The 24,968-nt window shown below is 38.9% G+C and carries 18 protein-coding genes and 1 riboswitch; of the genes, 3 read left to right on the top strand and 15 right to left on the bottom strand.

Features of this window, described 5'->3' with window-relative positions:
* The first annotated feature begins 5 nt into the window (after positions 1–5).
* Positions 6–1,058 carry an AI-2E family transporter gene (locus tag IGK72_RS05975; protein WP_002357754.1) on the top strand — a complete coding sequence of 351 codons (1,053 nt, stop codon included), beginning with the start codon at positions 6–8 and terminating at the stop codon, positions 1,056–1,058.
* A gap of 20 nt (positions 1,059–1,078) precedes the next feature.
* Here IGK72_RS05975 and IGK72_RS05970 read toward each other — a convergent pair whose 3' ends face one another.
* The gene (locus tag IGK72_RS05970) at positions 1,079–3,490 is read right to left on the bottom strand and encodes a hydroxymethylglutaryl-CoA reductase, degradative (protein WP_023895300.1); all 2,412 of its coding nucleotides are present in this window, start codon (positions 3,488–3,490) and stop codon (positions 1,079–1,081) included.
* 185 nt (positions 3,491–3,675) lie between these two features.
* Here IGK72_RS05970 and IGK72_RS05965 point away from each other — a divergent pair, with 185 nt between their 5' ends.
* Entirely contained in the window at positions 3,676–4,827 is a 1,152-nt protein-coding gene (locus IGK72_RS05965; protein ID WP_002361740.1) for a hydroxymethylglutaryl-CoA synthase, read from the top strand.
* Positions 4,828–4,899: 72 nt separating this feature from the next.
* On the opposite strand, the gene IGK72_RS05960 is transcribed toward IGK72_RS05965, so the two are convergent.
* From IGK72_RS05960 to IGK72_RS05940, 5 genes are all read right to left on the bottom strand, one after another.
* On the bottom strand, positions 4,900–5,682 hold the full coding sequence (locus tag IGK72_RS05960) for a hypothetical protein (RefSeq protein ID WP_031324353.1): 783 nt from the start codon (positions 5,680–5,682) through the stop codon (positions 4,900–4,902).
* Between the two features lie 123 nt (positions 5,683–5,805).
* Positions 5,806–6,408 (bottom strand): dihydroxyacetone kinase subunit DhaL, encoded by a 603-nt coding sequence (gene dhaL / locus IGK72_RS05955; RefSeq protein WP_010707623.1) that lies wholly within the window; start codon positions 6,406–6,408, stop codon positions 5,806–5,808.
* Between the two features lie 12 nt (positions 6,409–6,420).
* On the bottom strand, positions 6,421–7,404 hold the full coding sequence (dhaK, locus tag IGK72_RS05950) for a dihydroxyacetone kinase subunit DhaK (RefSeq protein ID WP_016627135.1): 984 nt from the start codon (positions 7,402–7,404) through the stop codon (positions 6,421–6,423).
* Positions 7,405–7,803 (bottom strand): dihydroxyacetone kinase phosphoryl donor subunit DhaM, encoded by a 399-nt coding sequence (gene dhaM / locus IGK72_RS05945; RefSeq protein WP_002357762.1) that lies wholly within the window; start codon positions 7,801–7,803, stop codon positions 7,405–7,407. It abuts the gene before it with no gap.
* A 12-nt stretch (positions 7,804–7,815) separates the two neighbouring features.
* The gene (locus IGK72_RS05940) at positions 7,816–8,955 is read right to left on the bottom strand and encodes a glycerol dehydrogenase (RefSeq protein ID WP_070415878.1); all 1,140 of its coding nucleotides are present in this window, start codon (positions 8,953–8,955) and stop codon (positions 7,816–7,818) included.
* A 160-nt stretch (positions 8,956–9,115) separates the two neighbouring features.
* Here IGK72_RS05940 and IGK72_RS05935 point away from each other — a divergent pair, with 160 nt between their 5' ends.
* Entirely contained in the window at positions 9,116–10,102 is a 987-nt protein-coding gene (locus IGK72_RS05935; RefSeq protein ID WP_002382271.1) for a PocR ligand-binding domain-containing protein, read from the top strand.
* A 112-nt stretch (positions 10,103–10,214) separates the two neighbouring features.
* Here the strand turns inward: IGK72_RS05935 and lpdA are convergent, their stop codons facing one another.
* From lpdA to IGK72_RS05890, 9 genes are all read right to left on the bottom strand, one after another.
* The gene (lpdA, locus tag IGK72_RS05930; RefSeq protein ID WP_002357765.1) at positions 10,215–11,621 is read right to left on the bottom strand and encodes a dihydrolipoyl dehydrogenase; all 1,407 of its coding nucleotides are present in this window, start codon (positions 11,619–11,621) and stop codon (positions 10,215–10,217) included.
* Positions 11,622–11,628: 7 nt separating this feature from the next.
* The gene (locus tag IGK72_RS05925; RefSeq protein ID WP_070415879.1) at positions 11,629–13,248 is read right to left on the bottom strand and encodes a dihydrolipoyllysine-residue acetyltransferase; all 1,620 of its coding nucleotides are present in this window, start codon (positions 13,246–13,248) and stop codon (positions 11,629–11,631) included.
* Between the two features lie 142 nt (positions 13,249–13,390).
* Complete coding sequence (locus IGK72_RS05920; protein ID WP_002357767.1) at positions 13,391–14,368, bottom strand: alpha-ketoacid dehydrogenase subunit beta; 978 nt, start codon at positions 14,366–14,368, stop codon at positions 13,391–13,393.
* Positions 14,369–14,370: 2 nt separating this feature from the next.
* Positions 14,371–15,486 (bottom strand): pyruvate dehydrogenase (acetyl-transferring) E1 component subunit alpha, encoded by a 1,116-nt coding sequence (gene pdhA, locus IGK72_RS05915; protein WP_023895303.1) that lies wholly within the window; start codon positions 15,484–15,486, stop codon positions 14,371–14,373.
* 599 nt (positions 15,487–16,085) lie between these two features.
* Positions 16,086–18,698 (bottom strand): magnesium-translocating P-type ATPase, encoded by a 2,613-nt coding sequence (mgtA, locus tag IGK72_RS05910; protein WP_080480218.1) that lies wholly within the window; start codon positions 18,696–18,698, stop codon positions 16,086–16,088.
* Positions 18,699–18,921: 223 nt separating this feature from the next.
* A riboswitch (M-box (ykoK) riboswitch) is annotated at positions 18,922–19,089 on the bottom strand.
* Between the two features lie 81 nt (positions 19,090–19,170).
* Entirely contained in the window at positions 19,171–19,752 is a 582-nt protein-coding gene (locus IGK72_RS05905) for a TMEM175 family protein (RefSeq protein ID WP_002392546.1), read from the bottom strand.
* 170 nt (positions 19,753–19,922) lie between these two features.
* Positions 19,923–21,536 carry a glycoside hydrolase family 13 protein gene (locus IGK72_RS05900; protein ID WP_430608915.1) on the bottom strand — a complete coding sequence of 538 codons (1,614 nt, stop codon included), beginning with the start codon at positions 21,534–21,536 and terminating at the stop codon, positions 19,923–19,925.
* Between the two features lies 1 nt (position 21,537).
* Positions 21,538–23,163 carry a glycoside hydrolase family 13 protein gene (locus tag IGK72_RS05895; protein WP_016626466.1) on the bottom strand — a complete coding sequence of 542 codons (1,626 nt, stop codon included), beginning with the start codon at positions 23,161–23,163 and terminating at the stop codon, positions 21,538–21,540.
* Positions 23,164–23,190: 27 nt separating this feature from the next.
* Positions 23,191–24,957 (bottom strand): glycoside hydrolase family 13 protein, encoded by a 1,767-nt coding sequence (locus tag IGK72_RS05890; RefSeq protein ID WP_023895306.1) that lies wholly within the window; start codon positions 24,955–24,957, stop codon positions 23,191–23,193.
* Between the last annotated feature and the right edge of the window lie 11 nt (positions 24,958–24,968).

Raw genomic sequence — 24,968 nt, 5'->3', positions numbered from 1 at the left:
CCCCTATGAGTTTGTATCAAAAATTTATTCAAAATGAACGTTTGCGACGTTTTTGCGTCCTTGCTTTGATTATTTTTGTGCTTTATTTATCCAGAAGTATGATTACAACAATTCTTTTAACATTTATCTTTACCTATTTAGCTGTTCGTTTGGTCCATTTTGTTCAACGCTATATGAAAATCCCGACGATTGTCATCGTTCTCTTAACCTATGCATTGGTTGTTTTTCTAATCTATTTAGCGATTACTAAATATGTTCCCGTTCTAGTTAACCAAACGACTCAAATGATTAATTCTGTAGTTGATTTTTATCAAAGTCCACATACAGATACAAATCAAGTATTGCAATTTATTGATCAATACTTGGAAAAATCTAACTTACTCTCTCAACTCCAGAATGGTGCTTCAATGATTTTACGCTACATTCAAGATATTGGCGCTGTCGGCTTATCATTTGTCATGTCCTTTATTTTAAGTTTCTTCTTTATGATTGAGAAGAAGCAAATGGCTGATTTTTCTAAGTTATTTTTAAAAAGTGATTTTGATTGGTTTTTTCAGGATATCTATTATTTTGCCAACAAGTTCGTCAACACATTTGGTGTCGTAATGGAAGCTCAGTTTTTCATTGCTGTGGTGAATACAGTCATTACTACCTTGGCCTTGGCGATAATCGGCTTTACTCAGTTACCTAGTTTAGCCATTATGATCTTCATTTTGAGCTTAGTCCCAGTTGCTGGTGTGATTATTTCCTGCATTCCGCTAAGTTTCATCGCTTATTCCCAAGGTGGCTTGAACGATGTGATTTATATCTTAGCTTTAATTACAATCGTTCATTTATTTGAATCTTACGTGCTAAATCCTAAATTCATGTCTAGTAAAACAGAGTTACCAATCTTTTATACGTTTGTCATTTTATTAGTTAGTGAGCGTCTCTTTGGTGTATGGGGACTTATTGTAGGAATCCCTGTGTTCACTTTCTTCTTAGATGTCTTAAAAGTAAAACCAATTCGTGGCCTGAAACGTCTACCTAATGTGAAAAAAAATAGTTCAGCAGAATAATTTCTGCTGAACTATTTTTTTTATTGTTTTCTTAAATCATTTAAAATAACCATGGCTCGGTCTTGGTTCATCGTTTTTTGACGTTTTAATTGTTGAGCGACTGCCTCAACTTCTTTACCAGTAGCTCCGACCGTCATCGCTAAAGAACGTGCTTGTAGAGCCATGTGTCCTTTTTGAATTCCTTCAGAGACTAAGGCCCGTAACGCCGCTAAATTTTGTGCCAAACCAACAGCCGCTACTACTCGACTTAGTTCTTTTGCATCCGTCACTGCTAACAAATCAGCGGCTGCTTGAGATTTAGGTAAGACTTTTGTGGCACCGCCAACCGTGGCTAAAGCAAGCGGAACTGAAATTTCACCAATTAGTTGTTCGCCATCCAGCGTCCAACTAGTCAAACCTTGGTAGCGACCTTCCTTCACCGCAAAAGCATGACAAGAAGCGCTAACAGCGCGTGTATCATTTCCTGTAGCTAAAACTACAGCTTCAATGCCATTCATGATCCCTTTGTTATGCGTGACTGCCCGATAAGGATCTAATGAAGCATAGCGTGAAGCTAAAACAATTTTTTCAGCAATTTCCCGGCCATTGCTCCCCTTACTTAAACGTGAAACTGGAATAGCCGTTTTCATCGTAACAACCGACTCCGTGGCATAATTACTTAAAATACTGAATAAAATCTTTTGCTCCGCAAACCATTCACGGAACAACTCGGCCACACCTTCCAACATAGCGTTAACGATATTTGCCCCCATTGCATCCTTAACATCTACTAAAAAGTCGACAGATACAAATGATTCATCAAAAGCACGATATTGCAAATCTCTTAAGCCGCCGCCGCGTTTAACGATAGATGGATAACTTAACTCTGCTTGTTGAAAAATTTCCGTTTCTCTTACTTGTAGTTCATCAATCAATGACTCGGCGTCTGCAACATCGTAAAAAACGATTTGTCCACGCATTAAACGTTGTTGATTCACTGTTTTAAATCCTTGTGCTATTTTTGCACCATTACTCAAAGCCGCAATCACTGAGGGCTCTTCTGTCGCCATTGGTACCAAATAATCAGTTTCGTCCACTGTTAAATGTAAGCCAACGCCCATCGGCACTTCTGTTTCACTGATTTGATTTTCAATCATATGATTGGCAATCTGCGAAGATAAAGCCGTATTTTCAAATTCTTTTTTTGTATCAGCAGAAATCTGGCCTTCATTAAGAAGAGAAGCCAGGCGTTCCTCAGGACTCATTTGATAAAATCGGCTGTTTTTTTTTTGCTGAGGTCTCTCTAGTAGCATAGCGAGTCCTAAGCCACCGCCGATACATAAAGAAGCCACTCCATATTTCTTTTCTTTTTGATTTAATTGATAACTTAAACTCGTTAATAAACGAGCACCTGTGGCACCAATCGCATGACCTAATGAAATACCGCCACCATAAATGTTGACCTTTTCCTCTGGTAAAGCCAGTTCTCTTTGGACCACGATTGAAGTTGCTGCAAATGCTTCGTTGATTTCATACAGATCAATTTCTTCCGTAGTAAGTTGATTGCGCGCTAACAGTTTTTGAATGGCTTTAATCGGCGAAATTCCCATATAGGCTGGATCAATACCGACTTCCACACTGTCTCGAATAATAGCTAAATAAGGAAGACCGTGTGCTTCGGCATATTCTTGTGAAGCAATAATCAAAGCAGAAGCCCCATCATTAATGGTTGATGCATTCCCTGCTGTTACAGTACCGTCTTCTTTAAAAACTGTTTTAAGCGTTCCTAGCTTCTCAACGCTCGAATTAGGGCGAATCCCTTCATCTTTCTCCACAAGCGTTCCTGATACTTCTAATGGGGCTATTTCGTCAGCGAATATCCCTTCTGCTTGTGCTTGAGCTGCTTTTAATTGTGAATGTACAGAAAATTGATCTTGCTCTTCTCTAGTTACATGATACTTTTCGGCCACATTTTCAGCAGTTAAGCCCATTGCTTGACCACTAAAGGCATCCGTTAACCCATCGTACATCATACTAGAAAAAGGCGCATCATAGCTTTCTGTTTCGTAATTAAATCGTTGTAATTTAGGTGCTTGGGACATATTCTCAATCCCGCCAGCAATTAAAACTTCCGCTTCTCCTAATTGAATCAATTGTTTCGCCAAAATAACGGCCTTCATTCCTGATCCGCAGACCTCATTAACTGTCATTGCGGGAATTTCATGAGATAAACCGCTGTTTATTGCTATTTGTCGTGCGGGATTTTGGCCATTTCCAGCTTGTAAAACATTTCCAAAGATTACTTGATCAATTTCTTCAGAAATAGTGGAATGTCTTTTTAAAAGTTGTGTTGTAACATGTGTTCCTAAGTCTACGGCACTTACTTGACTTAAGCTGCCTTTATATTTTCCAATTGGTGTTCGTAATGCATCAATAATAACTACTGTTTTCAACTAAATGCACCTCCATCTTGAAATATATCATAAAATCCCAGAATCACAAGTGCCAATTACTGAATGTTAACAGACTTATAAGATATTTTTTAATAATCTATGAAGTTAATACAAAAATTCCCCATTTTGGTTCATTTCGTGCTATTTTATATAATGAATCTATTTATCGTAAAGGAGTTAAAGAAATGACAATTGGGATTGATAAAATTAGTTTTTTTGTGCCCCCTTATTATATTGATATGACGGCACTGGCTGAAGCCAGAAATGTAGACCCTGGAAAATTTCATATTGGTATTGGGCAAGACCAAATGGCGGTGAACCCAATCAGCCAAGATATTGTGACATTTGCAGCCAATGCCGCAGAAGCGATCTTGACCAAAGAAGATAAAGAGGCCATTGATATGGTGATTGTCGGGACTGAGTCCAGTATCGATGAGTCAAAAGCGGCCGCAGTTGTCTTACATCGTTTAATGGGGATTCAACCTTTCGCTCGCTCTTTCGAAATCAAGGAAGCTTGTTACGGAGCAACAGCAGGCTTACAGTTAGCTAAGAATCACGTAGCCTTACATCCAGATAAAAAAGTCTTGGTTGTAGCAGCAGATATTGCAAAATATGGATTAAATTCTGGCGGTGAGCCTACACAAGGAGCTGGGGCGGTTGCAATGTTAGTTGCTAGTGAACCGCGCATCTTGGCTTTAAAAGAGGATAATGTGATGCTGACGCAAGATATCTATGACTTTTGGCGTCCAACAGGCCATCCGTATCCTATGGTCGATGGTCCTTTGTCAAACGAAACCTACATCCAATCTTTTGCCCAAGTCTGGGATGAACATAAAAAAAGAACCGGTCTTGATTTTGCAGATTATGATGCTTTAGCGTTCCATATTCCTTACACAAAAATGGGCAAAAAAGCCTTATTAGCAAAAATCTCCGACCAAACTGAAGCAGAACAGGAACGAATTTTAGCCCGTTATGAAGAAAGCATCGTCTATAGTCGTCGCGTAGGAAACTTGTATACGGGTTCACTTTATCTGGGACTCATTTCCCTTTTAGAAAATGCAACGACTTTAACCGCAGGCAATCAAATTGGGTTATTCAGTTATGGTTCTGGTGCTGTCGCTGAATTTTTCACTGGTGAATTAGTAGCTGGTTATCAAAATCATTTACAAAAAGAAACTCATTTAGCACTCCTGGATAATCGGACAGAACTTTCTATCGCTGAATATGAAGCCATGTTTGCAGAAACTTTAGACACAGACATTGATCAAACGTTAGAAGATGAATTAAAATATAGTATTTCTGCTATTAATAATACCGTTCGTTCTTATCGAAACTAAGTATTTAAATCCCCCGATTCAATCAACAAAAGAGCTAGACATTCAAGCAAAAACTTGAATGTCTAGCTCTTTTTATGAAAGCCAAACTTCTTTGACCCCGTCTGTCACGGCGATACCATCTGTCAAAGCTAAACGTTGTGAATAAGAAACGTAGCCATAATAAACATCAACACCGCCGCCATTGTTCCAAGTAACAGTGATTTTAACATTTGGAGTAATCGATTTTGTAGCTGGTTGGGTCGTCGGGCGATAACTAGTCGTATCATAACTTAAAATAGTGCCCGAAGCTCCACTTATTTCGGCTTTTCCTGTGTAAATTTCGCCATTCGTATTCGTCTGCGTGACCGCTCCATTCGCTTCAATGATTAACCCCGCTTGCTTTTGATCTCCTCGTGGATAATAAAAAAGATACGTGGTTGCCCATTTAGCAAATTCATCTGGAATTGGTTTAAGTGATTCCGTTGGTGCCGGACTCGACTTCGTTTGCTTTTCAACCGCGACTTCTTCTTGTCTTTTTAAGCCTTCATTATTTTGATTATTTAGTTTCTCAACCGTTTCTTTAACGATCGAATAGTGTGGTTTCCCTAAATCGCTAACAGGGATCGTAGCTAATTTTTCTTCTGATTCTTTATATTGCCCCTCTGCCGTTAACTTTTTAGCTTCTGTAATAATGGCATCATACTTGGTTTGGTCTGCAGAAGAGGATGTGCTTTGTCCCGTAGCTTCGACTTGTTTTGTGACACTGGTTTTTTCCGTGGTCACGTCTGACGAATTTCCACAAGCACTTACAAACATTGAGCTAACGATTAATAAACATCCCACAATCACATGCTTTTTCATCTTTAAATCCCCCATTTGTCTATCTTTGTTATTTTTTGTTACTTAAATTATCCCATAGATGAACAAAAGAAACCATTATTTATAAAAAAGTTTAGCAAGCGCTTCAAGAGAGGCACTTGCTAAACTTTTTTCTCACTGTTATTGATTGATTACTTTGACTAGTTCTTCAAATAATAATGCACTAGATGCTGCTCCTGGATCAATATGACCAATTGCTCGTTCCCCTAAATAAGAGGCACGTCCTTTTTTCGCCACCCAATCTTTTGTTGCTTCAGCAAATTGTTCAATTTTTTCTTCATTAAATTGTTCCGTTCCAATTACTTCAGCAACAGGTGCCCAGACATCAACCATCGTTTTATCTCCTGGTTCAGCTTTGCCGCGCATCTGAATCCCAGCTAGACCTTGCTGAACAATTTCTTTTAATTGCTCTGGCGAACTGATGGTTTCCAAATCTTTTGTCGCTTTAGTCATATTCATAAACGCAGTACCATATAAAGGACCGGAAGCTCCGCCAACTTTTGAAATCAAAGCCATGGATAGGACTTTAAATGTCTCCGTGATTGTTGTTGGTACTTTTTTGTCAAACGCAATTTTGTATTCAGCCATACCACGAGCCATGTTGTTACCGTGATCCCCATCACCAATCGGCGTGTCTAATTCACTTAAATAGTCTTTTTTTTCTTCGATAACTTTTGAATAATTGTCTAACCATGTTTGAATGTCTTTTACTGTTAAGTCCATCTTTTATCACCCTTACCAAGAAATTGTTGTTACATTGCTTTCTAGCGCTGTTTGCCAGTCTTTTGTCGCCAAGTCAATCATCGTTAAAGATAATCCTTGCATGTCAATAGACGTCATATAGTTACCCACTTTATGGAAGGTCACTTGAACACCTTTATCTTCTAATAATGTTAGCACGTCGTTCATAAATACAAATTGTTCCATTAATGGCGTGCCGCCCATGCCATTGACAAGTACCCCCACTGTTTGTGGTTGTTGTTCATAGCTACTTAATATTTTTTCAACTAATTCTTTCGCTAACTCTTTCGATGGTTGGATTTTTTCACGACGATAGCCTGGTTCTCCGTGAATCCCTACGCCAAATTCAATTTCATCTTCTGGTAAAGTAAAACCTGGTTTGCCAACTTCAGGCACAGTGGCTGCTTTTAAAGCCACTCCAATTGTTTTCGTGGCTGCTACAATCTTTTCTCCTAAAGAAACGAGCTCTTCTAAAGAAGCACCTTGGCGGGCATGATGTCCTAAAATTTTATGGACAAGAACAGTCCCGGCAACGCCGCGTTTCCCAGCGGTATAGGTGCTATCTTCGACAGCAATATCGTCATCGACAACGACCATTTCTACATGGATGTCTTCCATATCAGCCATATCTTTGGCCATTTCAAAGTTCAAAATATCGCCTGTATAATTTTTTACGATTAACAGAACACCGGCCCCTTGGTCTGCCGCTTGGATCCCTGTTAAAATTTGATCTGGTGTTGGTGAAGTAAAGACATCACCTAAAACTGCGGCATTTAACATTCCATCACCAACAAACCCAGCATGTGCAGGCTCATGACCACTTCCACCACCAGATACTAACCCAACTTGTTTGTTTGAGTCGTTGCGAGCAATCACGCGAGAATCTTCGACTTGATGAACAAGGTTTCCATAGCTTTTCACAATTCCTTGGAGCATTTCTTCGACAATTTTACCAGGTTCATTAATAATTTTTTTCATTTAGTTCCACCCTTTCTTACCAGCATTTTGAGCTTCTGCTAAAATTTGCGTCAAATCATCTGAGACACCTGCAGTAATTGCTGCCGCAAAGGCACCTTCAACCAATGGTGCATCGACTAAATGATAATGTTTCTGTTGGTCTTCTTCTAGCATATCAAAAGCTAATTCTGAACTTAAAACGGCACTGCCTAAATCGGCAAAAATTAAAAATTCTCGGTCAGAGTCCGCTTCGTTAATCGTGTCAATGATTTTCATTGGATCTGAACCTAATGAACCATCTGATGTGCCACCAAGTGAATGAATCGTAATTTCTTCACTGGCATTCATCTGTTCAATCATCTCTTTAATACCATCTGTAATCATTTTGCTATGTGAAACGAGTAAAATATCTGCTTTCATGTGGACACTTCCTTAATCTAATTTATGTCTTGTTTTATATTCTTGTCCGACTTTATCTGCAACAATGATTGCATTCGCTACTTCTTCAACGACAATTGGGAATGGCATTGAATGAATTGATTCTTCTGGAATGCAAGCAATTTTGGCTACTTCCAACGCTTCTTCATAAGTGATTTCATCGACACCAATGTCTGAAAGCGTTAATGGTAAACCTACAGAAGCGCTAAAGTCTAAAACAGCTTCTAATTCGTCTTTTGCTGCATCTTCTAATACAAGTTGTGCAATCGTTGCAAAGGCTACTTTTTCACCATGTAAATAACTGTGCGCACCAGGTAAGACTGTCATACCGTTATGAATCGCATGCGCTGCAGCTAAACCACCACTTTCAAAACCTAAGCCTGAAAGTAAGATATTTGTTTCGATAATCTTATTCAATGATTCAGTAACCACGTTTGCATCACAAGCTAATTTCGCTTTTAACCCATCTTCCTGTAGGTTTTCCCAGCAAAGTTTTGCCATGGCCAAAGCTGCATATGTGCCGCTAGCAGCAGACGTTAAGCCTTCTCTTGAACCCATTGGCAAACTAGCATTAACCCGAGAATATGAATTGTGTGTTGCGCGTGCTTCAAAATATGTGGATAAGGCATCCCCCATTCCAGCAACTAAAAATCTAGTTGGCGCTTTGGCAACCACTTTTGTATCAACCATCACGACGCTTGGACTTTGTTTAAAGTAAGCATAATCATCAAATGAGCCATCTTCATGATATAGTACAGCTGAATGCGAAGTTGGTGCATCTTGAGCCGCAATCGTTGGTACAATAATTAAGTTTTCACCTTCCGCTACGACTTTTGAAGCATCGATTGCTTTACCGCCACCTAAACCAATGATACAGTCTGCTTGTTCTTTTTGTCCAACGTTTTGCAATCGCTTTGTTTCTTCACGCGTTACTTCTCCACTAAAGCCACCCTCTACGAAGGTAATGTCAAACTTTTTCGCTGTTTCTTCCAATTGTGGACGTACACGATCAACGTCAGCAGGATTTGCAATTAGTAACGCTTTTTTTCCAAAAGTTGAAACGAAGTAACCTAAGTTTAGTAATTCATCTTCCCCTTGAACATATTTCGTTGGTAAAATCAATGCTTTTCTCATGTTGATAGCCTCCTATATTTTGTTTACTTACATAGTATAAAACGCTTTCATCAAAAAAGCATTGAACTTTTGGTATCGTTTTCTTGCAAAAAATGATAGAATTATTTTGTGAAATAATAAAATATTATGATTTTTAAACTTTAGATTGAAGGATTGCCTTATGACTGTAGAATTAAAAAATATTTTAGATTTAGAAAAGTGGGAAAAATTGCAAGAATCATTGGCCTTAAGCACTCGTTTAGCCATTATTTTAGTCGATTATAAAGGTCGTCCTGTGACGAAACATAGTCAAGTTCAACCCTTTTGCCAACTGGTACGTCACTCCCCTGAGCTCTCGAAACTTTGTGAAAAATGTGATGCTCGTGGTGGCTTGGAAGCTGTTCGCACTGGTCAGCCTTTTATCTACCGTTGTCACTTTAACATCGTTGATATGGCCATCCCCATTATTGTTGATGACCAGTATGTAGGAGCCATTATGGCTGGTGAAGTTTTGCTCGAAGATCACCAAGAAGAGTTAGAACAGGTTTTAACCATGAATGATGCCTTCATTCAAGAATTTTTAGTAACACACCAAGAGCTGTATCAACAATACCCTGTTTTAGAACTAGCAGACTTAGAAAAGAGCGCGACATTAATCGCTGATCTAAGCCAATATATTATTTCTGAAGCCATCAAAAAAGATTATTTAATCAATACGTACAAACAATCCTTACAGATTAGTTCGCGAAAAGAAGAGCTGGAGCCATTGAATATGATCCAAAAAGATATTCAACAAACTTTATTAACTGCTCAATTAACTCCTTCAAGTGCCTATCAAACTAAAAATAAGCAATTACAACCGGTTTTAGATGCCCTTTGGGAAAACAAATCGCTGCGTTTAAATTTACAAGAACTGGCAGACCTTGTTCATTTGACGCCGACGTATTTAAGTCGTTTATTAAAAGAGGAGTTTGGTATTCCCTTTAGTCAATTTTATCGACAATTAAAAATCACATGGGCTAAACAGCTTCTTTTGGAGACAGATAAAACGATCGCCCAAATCAGTGAAGATTTAGGGTTTGTTGAAGATAGCTATTTTGTCCGGATCTTTAAACAAGAAACGGGTGAAACACCCCTTAAATACCGTAAAAGAAAGAACAGAGCATAAAAAAACAACGACTCCTAGAAGTCGTTGTTTTTTTACACCTTTTGCTCTTGCTGTGGCTAATGCAACAAGTGCAAAAGGCGCATTATATCTGTCGTGCGACAAAGTGATACTATTAAATATGAATTGGTAAACCTAAAGCCAATTCAGCTGTATCCATAGTAATTTCGCCCAATGATGGGTGTGGGTGGATTGTTAAAGCAATGTCTTCTGCATTCATGCCAGATTCAATAGCTAAAGCTAATTCAGAAATCATGTCACTTGCACCGACACCGGCAATTTGTGCACCGATGATGACATTGTCTTCTACAGTTGTAACTAAACGCATGAATCCTTCAGTTTTATCTAAAGAGATTGCACGGCCGTTACCAGCAAATGGGAATTTGTAGCCTTTTGCTTCGATTCCCGCTTCTTTTGCTTCTGCAACAGTCATACCAACGCTTGCCAATTCTGGATCAGTAAAGGCAACAGCTGGCATTGCTTTGTAATCAACTGCAACTTTCTTACCAGAAATTGCTTCAGCAGCAATTTTTGCTTCGTAGCTTGCTTTATGCGCTAACGCAGCACCTGGTACGATGTCGCCGATTGCGAAGATGTTTTTCACGTTAGTACGTCCTTGGTTGTCAACTGGGATTAAACCACGTTCGCCAATTTCAACGCCCGCTTGTTCTAAGCCTAAGTCGTCTGTGTTTGGACGACGTCCAACAGTGACCATTACGTAATCTGCTTCAACACTTTCTTCTTTTCCGTTAACTTCATATTTAACAGTGACGCTATCGCCATTGTCAACAGCTTCTTTAGCCATTGCAGAAGTCACGATTGTTACGTTTTTCTTCTTGAAGTCGTCTGTGACAACTTTAACCATATCTTTTTCATAAGTTGGTAAAATTGATGGGCTACCTTCTAAAATTGTTACTTCTGAACCTAAGTTAGCATAAGCGCCACCTAATTCAGCACCGATGACACCGCCACCGATAATAACGAATTTTTTAGGAACTTCTTTTAAGTTTAAACCGCCTGTAGAATCTAACACGCGTCCGCCAAATTTGAATCCTGGGATTTCAATTGGACGAGAACCTGTTGCTACAATAGCATTATTGAATGAGTAAGTTTGTGCTGAGTCTGGGTGAATAACACGCAATGTATTTTCGTCAACGAAGAATGCTTCGCCTTCAATAATTTCCACTTTGTGTTTTTTCAATAACATGCCAACGCCGCCTGTTAATGATTTTACAACTGTGTTATCTTTCCAGTCTTGTGTTTTTGCAAAGTCTAATTCGACTCCTTTAGCTGTTACACCAAAAGTTGAAGAATCTTGTGCTTCTTGGTAATGATGTCCAGCAGCAATTAAAGCTTTTGAAGGAATACATCCAACGTTTAAACAAACGCCTCCGATGTATTCACGTTCGATAATCGCAACTTTTTGACCCATTTCTGCGGCACGAATTGCAGCAACGTATCCTCCAGGACCAGCTCCGATTACGACTGTATCTAGTTCAATGGCGAAATCTCCTACTACCATTTGTTAATCATCCTTCCATTAATAGTAATTCTGGATCAGCTAATAAGCGTTTAATGTTGTTCATTGCTTTTTGAGCAGTTGCGCCGTCAACGATACGGTGGTCAAAGCTTAATGATAATTTCATCATGCGTCCCACAACGATTTCGCCGTCTGCATTAACAACTGGTTCTTGTGCAATTGTACCAACGCCTAAAATAGCAACTTCAGGGTAGTTGATTACTGGTGTAAACCAGCCGCCACCGACTGAACCAATGTTACTAATTGTGATTGTACCATCACGCATATCTTGTGCAGTTAATTTGCCTTCGATAGCCAATGCTGCTTTTTCGTTGATTTCATCAGCGATAGCAAACATGCTCTTCGTATTAGCATTTTTAACATTTGGTACATATAAGCCATGATCTGTATCAGTAGCGATACCAATGTTAAAGTAATTTTTGTAAACAATTTCTTGTGCTGCGTCATCAATTGATGCATTCAAGATTGGGAATTTTTGAACAGTTGAAGTCAATGCTTTTACAACGTATGGTAAGAATGTTAATTTTGTACCATTTGCAGCAGCAACATCTTTAAATTTCTTACGGTGATCCCATAATTTAGAAACTTCTACTTCATCATGTAATGTTACGTGAGGAGCAGTGTGTTTGCTGTTAACCATTGCTTTAGCAATTGCTTTACGTGTTGGTGTCATTTTTTCACGTGTTTCCATTTCGCCTAAATCAGAAGTAAAGGCTTTTGGCGCTGCTTTAGGTGCAGCTGCTTCCGCTTTAGGTGCTGCTTCTGTTGCGGCAGCTTCAGTAGCTGGTGCTGCTTGAGAGCCACCAGAAACAAAGGCATCAATATCCGCTTTAATGACACGGCCACCTTTACCAGTTGCAGTTACTTGTGTAATATCAACGTCTTTTTCACGCGCATACTGACGAACAGATGGCATTGCTAAAACGCGTTTGTTTGGATCAGCGGCTGCAACTACGCCTGTTGAAGCGGCTGGAGCTGATGCTTCCGCTTTAGGAGCGTCAGTAGCTGGTGCTGCGGCTGCCGGTGCTGCTGAATTATGACCAGGTGCGTCAATTTCAACTAACACGTCACCCACATTGGCAACTGTTCCTTCTGGTACAACGATATTTTTTACAGTACCTGTTACTGGTGATGGAATTTCTTCTACTGATTTGTCATTTTGTACTTCTAATAATGAATCATCTTCATTAATTGTGTCGCCCGTTTTAACGAACCATTTAACGATTTCGCCTTCGGCAATTCCTTCACCGATGTCTGGTAATTTGAATTGGAAAAATCCGCCAGCTGCTTCGGTTGTTGGTACAGCAGCAGGTTGTGCTGGTGTTTGTTCTTGTGCAGGAGCTGCTGGTGCTGCATCGTTATCTTCGTGACCAGGTGCGTCGATTTCGATTAACACGTCACCAACGTTTGCAACTGTTCCTTCTGGTACAACGATATTTTTTACAGTACCTGTTACTGGTGATGGAATTTCTTCCACTGATTTGTCATTTTGTACTTCTAATAACGTATCGTCTTCGTTGATTGTATCGCCAGGTTTCACAAACCATTTAACGATTTCGCCTTCGGCAATCCCTTCACCGATATCCGGTAATTTAAACTGATAAGCCATTTTTTAAGTCTTCCCTTCTTCGTTGGATCTGTCTATTTTCTTAGGAGCAAAACGCGGGGAAACGACTATAGTAGCTGAACATTTCATGCCTATAGCCGTAATCCACCTGTTTAATTCTTCGTTTATCTACTTCGAATAACTATTAAAATTCGACGATTTCTCTAGCTTTTGCTTCGATATCTTTCGCATTTGGTAACCAGATATTTTCTGCTTGTCCGAATGGGAAGATTGTATCTGGAGCAGATACACGTCCGATTGGTGCTTCTAATGATAATACGGCACGTTCAGAAATTTCAGAAACAACCATAGCGCCAACGCCAGCTTGTTTTTGTGCTTCTTGAACGACAACCACACGGCCAGTTTTTTCAACAGAGTTAATAATTGTTTCCACATCTAAAGGAGCCACTGTACGTAAGTCAATGATTTCTGCTGAAATATTGTCTTTCGCTAAGCTATCAGCTGCTTTAATCGCTTCACGAACCATAGCGCCGTAAGTGATGATTGATACGTCTGTTCCTTCACGAGTTACAGCCGCTTTATCTAAAGGCACTTCATAAGCTTCGTCTGGCACTTCCTCACGGAATGAACGGTATAATTTCATGTGCTCTAAGTAGACAACTGGATCGTTGCTACGAATAGATGAAATTAATAGTCCTTTTGCATCGTAAGGGTTTGATGGAATAACAACACGAACACCTGGTGATTGTGCGATTAATCCTTCTAAGTTATCTGAGTGAAGTTCTGGTGTATGAACACCACCACCAAATGGGGCACGAACAGTAATTGGCATATTACGAGTTCCACCCATACGGTAACGCGTACGAGCCATTTGACCAACGATTTCGTCAAATACTTCAAAAACGAAACCAAAGAATTGGATTTCAGGAACTGGACGGTAACCTTGCAAGGCAAGACCAAAAGCCAATCCACCGATACCAGATTCAGCTAAAGGTGTATCGAAGACGCGGTCTTCACCAAATTTTTCTTGTAAACCTTCAGTTGCACGGAAAACCCCACCGTTGTTACCAACGTCTTCACCGAAGATTAAGACATTTTCGTCTTTCTCTAATTCAAGAGCTAAGGCATCTGTAATTGCTTGGATCATAGTTTTTTGTGCCATTTTTATTTCGACTCCTTCGCTTCATAAAATGCAATTTGTTCTTTAATTGTTTGAGGTTGAACTTCAAACATATTTTTCAAGAAATCAGAAACTTTTTGTTTTGGCGCTTTATCCGCTTCTGCAATCGCTACTTTGATTTCTTCTTTTGTTTTTTCAATAATTTCTTCTTCTTTTGCTTCAGACCATAAGCCTTTATCTGTTAGATATTTACGGAAACGAGTCAATGGATCTTTTTGTACCCATTCGTCATCCATTTCTTTTGAACGGTAACGTGTTGGATCGTCTCCAGATAAAGTATGTGGACCATAACGATAAGTTAATGTTTCAATTAAAACTGGACCGTTTCCTGCAGATGACCAATCGCGTGCTTCTTTTGCAATTGCGTAAACTGCTAATGGATCCATACCATCAACTTGAATACCAGGAATTCCTGCTGCAACAGCTTTTTGAGCTAAAGTTTTAGCCGCTGTTTGTTTTTCACGAGGTGTAGAAATCGCAAAACCATTGTTTTGGATAATGAAGACACCGTTTGCTTGGTAAGCACCAGCAAAGTTAATTGCTTCATAGAAGTCCCCTTGTGAAGAACCGCCGTCACCAGTATAAGTGAAGACAACATTTTCTTTTCCACGTTTTTTCAATCCTAAAGCAACACCAGCTGCTTGGATGTATTGAGCACCAATGATAATTTGTGGTGGTAATGCATTTAAATCTTCCGCGTAGTAGTTCCCTGCTACGTGACCACGAGACCATAAGAAAGCTTCTCTTAATGGTAAACCATGTTGTACTAATTGAGGTACATCACGGTAACCTGGTAGTAAGTAGTCTTCTTTTTCCATTGCAAATTGACTTGCCAATTGGCTTGCTTCTTGTCCAGCTGTTGGCGCGAAGAATCCTAAGCGTCCTTGACGGTTTAATGCAGTAGAACGTTGGTCTAACACACGAGACCAAACCATGCGTGTCATTAATTCAACTAATTCCTCATCCGATAAATCAGGTACTAAATCTTCATTCACAATTTTTCCATCTTGATCCAAGATTTGGAAAGTTGGGAAATCAGCGTCGACTTTAGCCATTAGCTCTTTAAAGTCAATAGGTTTTTGTTTCTTAGCCTTTGCCATTTTGTCACACAATCCTCTCTATTACGTTTCTTTAATTTCGATAAAAGTAAAACAGAGTGCGAAACTGTATTACTTTTTATCGACTACACTTAACAAATTATCACTAAATTCGAAAAAGCGCAAGAAAAAAACTCTAATTTCTTCATTTTTTCACAAAAGAGCAAAACCGCATGTTTTTGCGGTTTAGTGATAATTTTCACAAACAAGAAAACGGTTTCTGTTCCATGCTTCTTCTGTACTATTTTTCTCCTAACTGTTATATTCTATTTTGAAAATATTATATAACAGTTCTATTAATTCGAGCCCCCTCATCCCCGAGCTGGCTAGTAATCTGATTTCCGAACTTTGCGTTTTCATGAAAATTATCTTGAAAAAACCAAAAAATAAAAACCGTCAGCCGAGTAACCTACTCAGCATGCGGTTTTTTATTTTTTAGAGAACAAAGTTTTTTTTCGTTAATTTTTATTTTTTTTGGCTCGTTTTTTTGCCAAATACTTTACCTTAGGTTTTATCACGAACATTCATTGCTTAAAATCACCAAATTTTCGCAAAACGAGTAATACAGCTTAGCAAATTCTCTTCTCTTTCAGTAGATTTTACTAAATCCATTCTTTGGTAATTTTAATATATAAACGTTTAGCTACTTCAACAGTTAACATGTACGCAATGATGATTCCAAAGAACCATGGCCAGTAGTTAGCCGGAAGTTTCACAAAGTCAAAAACCTCTCTTATAGGCGTTGCTACAATCAAGAAACCGAGTAAAATTGCGCCTAAACTACTTAACATCACAGGCATTGACGCACGACTTTGAATGAATGGTATTTTCCGCGTCCGGACCATATGAACAACTAACGTTTGACTAACAAGTCCCACCATAAACCAACCTGTTTGGAATAAATGTTGAGTTGCCAAACTATTGGCGCTAAACACAAACCACATGACAAGATACGTTAGAATATCGAAAATACTACTTACCGGGCCAATACATACCGTAAATTTCGCTAGTCCGTTCGTTTCCCACCGAACAGGGCTTAATAACTCTTCTTCATCGACATTATCCCAAGGAATTGTCAACTGAGCTACATCATAAATCAAATTTTGAATCAAGAGTTGTAAGGAAAGCATTGGTAGAAATGGTAAAAAGGCACTGGCTACTAAAATTGAAAAGACATTCCCAAAATTAGAACTGATGGTAATTTTAATATATTTCATCATATTGCTAAATACTTTTCGTCCTTCAATCACACCAGATTCCAGTACATTTAAACTTTTTTCCAGTAAAATAATCGAGCTAGCGTCTTTAGTAATATCGGCTGCAGTATCTACTGAAATGCCCACATCAGCTTTTCGCAATGCTGGTGCATCGTTAATGCCATCCCCCATAAAACCAACCGTATGACCTTTTGCTTGTAGCAATTCAATAATTTTAGATTTTTGCATCGGATTTAATTTGGCAAATAAATTAGTTTCTTCTACTTGCGCCCGCAACTCTTCATCTGTCATTGCTTCAATTTGAGAACCTAATAACACATGGGAAACTTCAATGCCTACATCTTTACAGACTTTTTTGGCGACAATGTCATTATCGCCCGTTAGCACTTTCACGTTGACACCATGTTCATGTAAGGAGCGGATAGCGCTGACAGCTGACTCTTTTGCTGGATCAAGAAAACCCATAAACCCAATCAATGTCATCTCTTTTTCATCTTCAACTGAATAAACTGCTTCTTTATGGACATCTTTTTTTACAGCTACCGCTAACACACGCATCCCTTGTTTGTTCATTTGAACATTCACTCGGCGTAGTTCTTCTCGTACAGCAGTGCTTAATGGTACAATTTCGCCATTAATTTGCGCATGCGTACACACTTCTTCCATTTCTTCCACGGCGCCTTTCGTAATCATCAATTGATGATCATCTGCATTCACGACAACCGTTAAGCGGCGTCTGGAAAAATCAAAAGGAATTTCATCAATTTTAGTGACATTTTTAAACGGCGTTTTCCATTGATGCTCTTCATAAAAATTAATAACGGCAATATCCATTAAATTTTTCCAACCTGTTTGATAAGAAGAATTTAAGTAGGCTAAATTTAGAACCTCGTCACTCAAATCACCTAATGGATTCAAATGTTGAACCAAAACTACACGATCTTCGGTAATCGTTCCAGTCTTATCTGTACAGAGCACATCCATACCACCCAAATTTTGGATAGCCGCTAATTCTTTAACAATGACTTTATGTTTCGATAAGGATAATGCACCCTTGGCTAAGTTACTCGTAACAATCATTGGCAACATTTCTGGTGTCAAACCAACTGCAACGGCAATCGCGAAGAAAAACGCTTCGCCCCAAGCACCTTTAGTTAAACCATTAATCAAGAAAACGATTGGAAACAAAATCATTACCATTCGTAATAAAAACTTGCTGACTTTTGCTAAGCCTAAGTCAAAACTAGTTTTTCCTCGTTGTGTTGTAGCATTTTTAGCAATATCACCAAAAAATGTATGTTGCCCAGTTTTTAAAATAATCGCTTTTCCTTGTCCACTCAAGACATCTGTGCCCATAAACACTAGGTCTTGCATATCTAATGCAGAAACCTCTGTTTGTTGACGATCCACACCTGCATCCAAAAATTTTTCGACAGGCATGGATTCACCTGTTAGTGACGATTGATTAACGAATAAATCTTTGGTCCAAATCAACACGGCATCTGCAGGAATCATGTCTCCTGTAGCTAAAGTTACAATGTCTCCTGGAACAATTTCGTCCATTGGAATTTCTTTCGTAATTCCTTCCCGTGTCACTGCAGCGGTGTTTTCAATTAATTCTTTTAAATCCAAACTCGCTTTTTGAGAACGATATTCTTGTATAAAAGCAATCAAGACACTGGCTAAAATCATCACGCCCATCACGATAGCGGCTTCGAAATCTTTCGTTAAAGTTGAAACGACCATCAATAAGGCTAAGACATAGACAAACGGATCTTTGAATGCACTTAAAAATAAAATAATTGCTGGGGTTGGCTTTTGTGCAGAAACTTCGTTTGGTCCAAATTCCTCTAATCTTTTTTCGGCATCTTCATTCGAGAGTCCTTTTTCAGATGTCCGTAATTCCATCATTAATTCCCGTTCAGAAAGCAACGCCAATTTACGTAATTCTTGATCTTTGGTGGCTTTTCTCATATCCATTGTTTTTTTGTTCATCATTTTCTTTTCCTCCAAGGTTGTGGTCACCTGCCGAAAAGAGCGCTAAAATCTTCTCCTTTCGTTGGTGACTGTATTTTGTTTCTCTGTTCACTTCCAGGGTCTTCCATGACAGTCATCCTTTCTTTTTCTTATTTATACTTCCAGTGAATAATTGCTTTTTTGCCAAACACACAAAAAAGGACCTACTCAACAATAGAGTACGTCCCAAAATACCATCTTTAAATAAGATTCTCTATCGTTGAGCTTTAGCACTATAGGGCGTAGATAACATGTATCAGCTACATTATGAATAACCTTCACGATTATTCCTGTTCAACCAACTAAGGGTCTCTCGATCCTTTCGCGGCAGCAGCATTTGTCCAAATAGGAGCCTCACCTAACAATTATTCAGTTTTTATCCACTTCTTATAATAGAGGAGTTTGACATTCTTGTCAAAAGATTTATGACTTTTTTGTTATAAATAAAAAATAACTACTTTAAAATTTCCTTTATTTCTGCTTTTCGCTCAGGAATAAACCACATGACTAAAACAATCGTATCAATAATCAGGACAGCGATTGGCGCTACCAGTTTGCCCACAATCAACGCAATAATATTCAACACAATCGAAAGCGTTAATTTTGGATAGTGGCCAAACAAACGTTGTACTTCGGATTTGGGCCCATTTGCCTGAATCAATGCCCGCACCACTAGATAATAAGCAACATCAGCTCCTAATACTACTAAGCCATACAAAGCTTGTGGCGGCCAAGAAAACGGATGTTCACCCACCCAACCAGTAACAAACGGGAAAAACGTCAACGTCAAAATTAATAAATTATTCATCCAAAGGACACGTCCATCAATTTTACGGACACTTTGAAATAAATGATGATGATTGTTCCAATAAATCAATAAAGTAACAAAACTAATTAAATAAATAATGATTTTGTGTCCAGATTGAGTCAGAGCAGACCAATCTGCTTTTTCAGGAATTTTTAATTCTAAAATTAATAACGTTAAAATAATCGCAATCACTGCATCTGTAAATGCTTCTACACGTGTTTTCGGCATCATTTCCCCCTACTTTCATAAAAATTAAATAACTTACTCAAAGTAAGTATAACGCATTTCTGTAAAAATTCAATTATTTATGAAGTCTCTCGGTTGTTGAAGTTCCTAAAAACGAGTGCAAGAGTCCTACTTAAAAGTAAGCCTCTTGCACTCGTTATAGAACAAATCAGTTATTGGAATACGCCTGCCTGATAAGGTGCTAACTGCATCCGTTTCTTCACCGTAAAATCTTGATTCCCTAACAATTGTTGCCACTTTCTGCCCAGTAATTTACTCGGCAAGTCAAATTGGCACTTTTCTCCACTTAAATTGACAATCACTAACGCTGTTGCCTCAGTTGTTTTTCTTAAAAAAGCAAAAACAGACGGATGATTGGGCGCTAATAGTTCAAACTGTCCATCTGTAAAGACTGGATTGTCTTTCCGCAACGCAATTAACTTTTTATAATAATTCAACACGGATTGCGCATCCGTTTCTTGGTCAGCCACATTTATTTCTTTGAAATTGGGATGAATTGCTAACCACGGATGCCCCGAGGTGAATGAACTTGCCTCTTGACTCGTCCACTGCATAGGCGTACGCGAATGGTCCCGCGTCCAATGCGCCACTTCTTTTAATGCTTGTTTCGCATCGTAGCCACTTTCTATAAGCAAACGATAATGGTTATGAGAATCTTTAGCATCTAACTCGTCAATCTGTTGAAACGGATAATTAACCATGCCGATTTCCTGTCCTTGATAAATAAACGGCGTTCCTCGCAAGAGCAAGGCGATTGTTCCAATCGCCTTAGCAGAATGAGAGGTTTCATTGCCTAAAATCGAATTGATTCTGGGATTATCATGATTTTCTACATATAATGCATTCCAGCCTTCTGTCCCTAAATGCTTTTGCCAGCGAGCCATTACTTTTTTATAGCCTAAAATATTTAACCGTTCTTCTCCTGGCTTTCCTTCTCGAACATTGTGCTCTAATTCAAAAATCATATTCAGATAGCCCGCATCATTGGTCCATTCCACCGCTTTTTTACTTGAAACGCCACTAGCTTCCCCCACTGTCATGATGTCATACTCAGCAAAAATAGCTTTCAAATCCAGCATATAGTCTTCAATGCCTTTTACATTCATAAATGGAGCCCATGGATTCGTGGTAATCTTAAAATTCCAAGGTTCTTTTTGGATATGGCTAATCGCATCCAATCGGAAACCATCAATTCCCAAATCTAACCACCAGCGAATCATCGCATAAATCTCTTCACGAACTTTAGGATTTTTCCAGTTCAAATCAGGTTGCTCTTTTGCAAACACATGAAAATATGCTTGCTTTGTACCCGCGTCATACGTCCAAGTCGAGCCACCAAAAAAGCTTTGCCATTCATTCGGCATACGATTTGGTGTCGCATCGGCCCATAAATAATACTCACGATACGGATTATCTAAACTTTTTTTCGCTTCAACAAACCACGGATGTTGATTACTTGTATGATTGACCACTAAATCAAGAATAATCTTCAAACCTAATTGATGCGCTTGGTCCAAAAGTTCTTGAAAATCTTCCATCGTACCAAATTCTGGCTGAATCCCTTGATAATCCGCAATATCATAACCATTGTCAACGTTTGGCGAAGTGTAAATCGGATTTAACCATAAAAAATCGACCCCTAGTTCTTTTAAATACGGTAATTTCTCAATAATTCCCTGCAAATCACCAATGCCATCCCCGTTGCTATCTTTAAAACTCCGAGGATAAATTTGATAACCGACAGCATTTTTCCACCATTGTTCCATCTTATTGACTCACTTTCACAACAAATGCTTGCCAAGGCGCTAACGAATAATCTGCTAAAGCAGTGACATCTGTCGGCATATTTTCAATCATTACTTGTTCTACATGAACGTCTGCAGAAAATGGCTGAACTTTGTCAGAAAAGTTCGTTACAACAAGCCAGCGTTCCTCACCATAGGTACGATAAAAACTGATCACTTCGTCCACTGTTTCTAGCAATTCAAAGTTGCCCCAAACAATTAAAGGATGTTCTTTTCTCAAACGAATCATTTCTTGGTACGTATAGAATAGTGAATTTTTATCTGCCAAAGCAGCAGCGACGTTAATCGTTTGATAATTGGGATTAACATCAATCCAAGGTGTACCAGTCGTAAAGCCCGCATTTTTTTCAGCGGTCCACTGCATAGGCCGGCGTGCATTATCACGACCTTTAGTATTAATTTTCAGCAAAATTTCTTCTTTAGAATATCCTTTTTCTAGATACTCATGGTACATGTTAATCGTTTCGATGTCCCGCGCTTCACGAATATCTGTAATCGGCGTATTGGTCATACCAATTTCTTCCCCTTGATAAATATAAGGTGTGCCTTTCATCATGTGCAGTAAAATAGCGAATAACTTACTACTTTCCAACCAATGTTCCTGATCATTTCCCCAACGTGAAATCATTCTCGGTAAATCATGGTTATTCCAAAATAAAGAATTCCAGCCATCATTTCCTAATTCTGTTTGCCATTTTGCAAAAACCTGTTTCAACTTGGCAACTTCCATTGGCTGAAGGTCCCATTTTTCTTTACCTGGTTGTTGATCCAAGCTCATATGTTCAAACTGAAAAATCATAGATAATTCATGACGCTCTGGACTAGAGTACATTTTTGCAATTTCAGGTGTGGCCCCCCATGTTTCACCCACAGTTAACAGCTCTTTGCCGCCAAATGTCGCGGCGTTCATTTCTTGTAAATAACGATGTAAATGAGGTCCATTCGCGGTGATCTCTTCTCCTGGAATTTTACCCACTAAGTCAATTACATCTAAACGGAAACCGCCAATTCCTTTATCAATCCAAAAATTCATCATCTCGTAAACCGACTGACGCATTTGTTGGTTTTCCCAATTTAAATCTGGTTGTTTTTTACTAAACAAATGCAAATAGTATTGCCCACTCGCTTCATCAAACGTCCACGCCGAACCCGAAAAAGCAGATTTCAATCGGTTAGGCACACCGCCATCTGAAGCAGGATCAGCCCATACATAATAGTCTCGGTAGGGATTCTCCTTGCTTTTTTTCGCTTCAATAAACCAACGATGTTCATCTGAGGTATGGTTAACCACTAAATCCATAATAATTTCAATCTTTCGTTTTTTCGCTTCCTCAATTAGACGATCCATATCCGCCATCGTCCCAAACTCTGTCATAATCGCTTCATAATCAGAAATGTCATAACCATTGTCATCATTGGGTGATTGATAAACTGGTGATAACCAAATAGCCCCAATGCCTAACGTTTCCAAATAATCCAATTTTTCAATAATTCCTGGTAAATCTCCAATGCCATCTCCATTGCTATCCTTAAAACTGCGAGGATAAATCTGATAAACCACGACTTCTTGCCACCAATGTTTTTCCATCCTTCTTCACATTCCTTTGCTTAATTATTATGCTTGATATAAAAGAAAACCTTTTGGTAAAACCATTATCTGTTCTGAAGCAATTTCGATAGAAGAACTTAGCAAAACTTCTCGATCAGTTCTATCGACAAATTGTGTCTCTTGGCCAGTATTAAAAATCCCATAGATCGTTTGTTCCTCCAAACAACAAGCGAGTCTAATCAACCCCGTTTCAAAAGAAGTTCCTGTCCAATCGATTGTTCCACCAGAAAAAACAGCCGCATACTTTTTGCGAAGGGCAATCAATGATTTTACAAATTCCTTCAAATCCAAATCTTGCTGATTTTCCTCCCAAACCATACAACGACGACAATCAGGATCCATATCACCTGTCATACCAATTTCATCACCATAGTAAAGACAAGGGACACCTGGTTGAATATACGTAAACGCTAATACTTGGCGCATCAGCTCTTTATCCTCTTTCGTTTCATGCAATAAGCGTGGTGTATCGTGGGAATCTAAAACATTAAACTGCATTTGATTCGTTTGTTGTCGATAGAGCATTAACTGGTTGTTCATTTCAGAAAGCATCTTTTCCAAGGACAGTTCTTGCTTGACAAAGTAGCCCATAATCGCATCTGTGTATGCATAATTCATCACTGCATGAAATTCGTCTCCTTGGAGCCAGCTTTGCGACGAGTGCCAAATTTCTCCTAAAATATAAAAATCTTCTTTTGCGTCATCACATGTTTGCCGGAATTTTTTCCAGAACGCATGATCCACTTCGTTTGCCACATCTAAACGCCAGGCGTCAATATCATATTCCTCAATCCAATAACGAGCAATTTCTAAAAGATAGGCTTGCACTTCTGGATTTGCTGTATTTAATTTAGGCATATGCGGAGTGAATGCAAAAGTATCATAGGTAATGTTGCTTGCTTCTTCAAAATCAGCACTTTCTTCATAGCTAGCTGGAAACTCATTTACGTGGAACCAATCGGCATAAATTGAGTCCTGGCCATTTTTTAACACATCTTGCCATTGAGGCGAAGTGTCCCCCATATGATTAAAAACGGCGTCCAACATAATCTTAATGCCCCGTCGATGACACTCTTCGACTAAACGCTTAAAGGTAGCGCCATCACCAAAAGCTGGGTCAATTTTTAAATAATCAATCGTATCATATTTGTGATTAGAAAACGCTTCAAAAATTGGGCAAAAATATAAGCCGTTAACACCTAAATCTTCAATGTAATCAAGATGATCTAGCACCCCTTGCAAATCCCCACCAAAAAAATCTTGTCGATCTGGTCTTTTAGATCCCCACGGCAACGTCCCTTCAGGATCATTGGCGGGATCACCATTTGCAAAACGCTCTGGAAATATTTGATACCAAACCGTTTCTTTCACCCATTCAGGTGCTTTAAAACGATCGATTTCATGAAAATACGGCATCCGAAAATAATTATTCGCCATCGCTAAATACTTTTCTTCTAAAGGATAAATGCCGTGTTCGCCATAAAACGCCGTCAAGCCATCCGTCCCTACTAAAGTAAAAGCATATGAAAGGCGTTTAAATTTTGCACTTAATGCAATAAACCAGTAATCATATAACTCCGTAGATACTAACTTCTCCATGGTTAACGACTGTTGGTACCACTTTTCTTTTCCTAAAAGATAAGGGTCTCCTTGCACTAATTGGACAGAGGCAATGTCGCCTTTTGCCGTACGCAAACGAATATGCATGGTTTCTTCTGTATAAAGATAAGCAAATTCACTTTCTGGACGATGGTAGATTGCAGCAGTGTTCATTTAATTCTCTC

The sequence above is a fragment of the Enterococcus sp. DIV0183 genome, from assembly GCF_050541505.1.
GTDB classification, from domain to species: domain Bacteria; phylum Bacillota; class Bacilli; order Lactobacillales; family Enterococcaceae; genus Enterococcus; species Enterococcus faecalis.
This window is presented reverse-complemented; position numbering and strand designations above follow the sequence as displayed.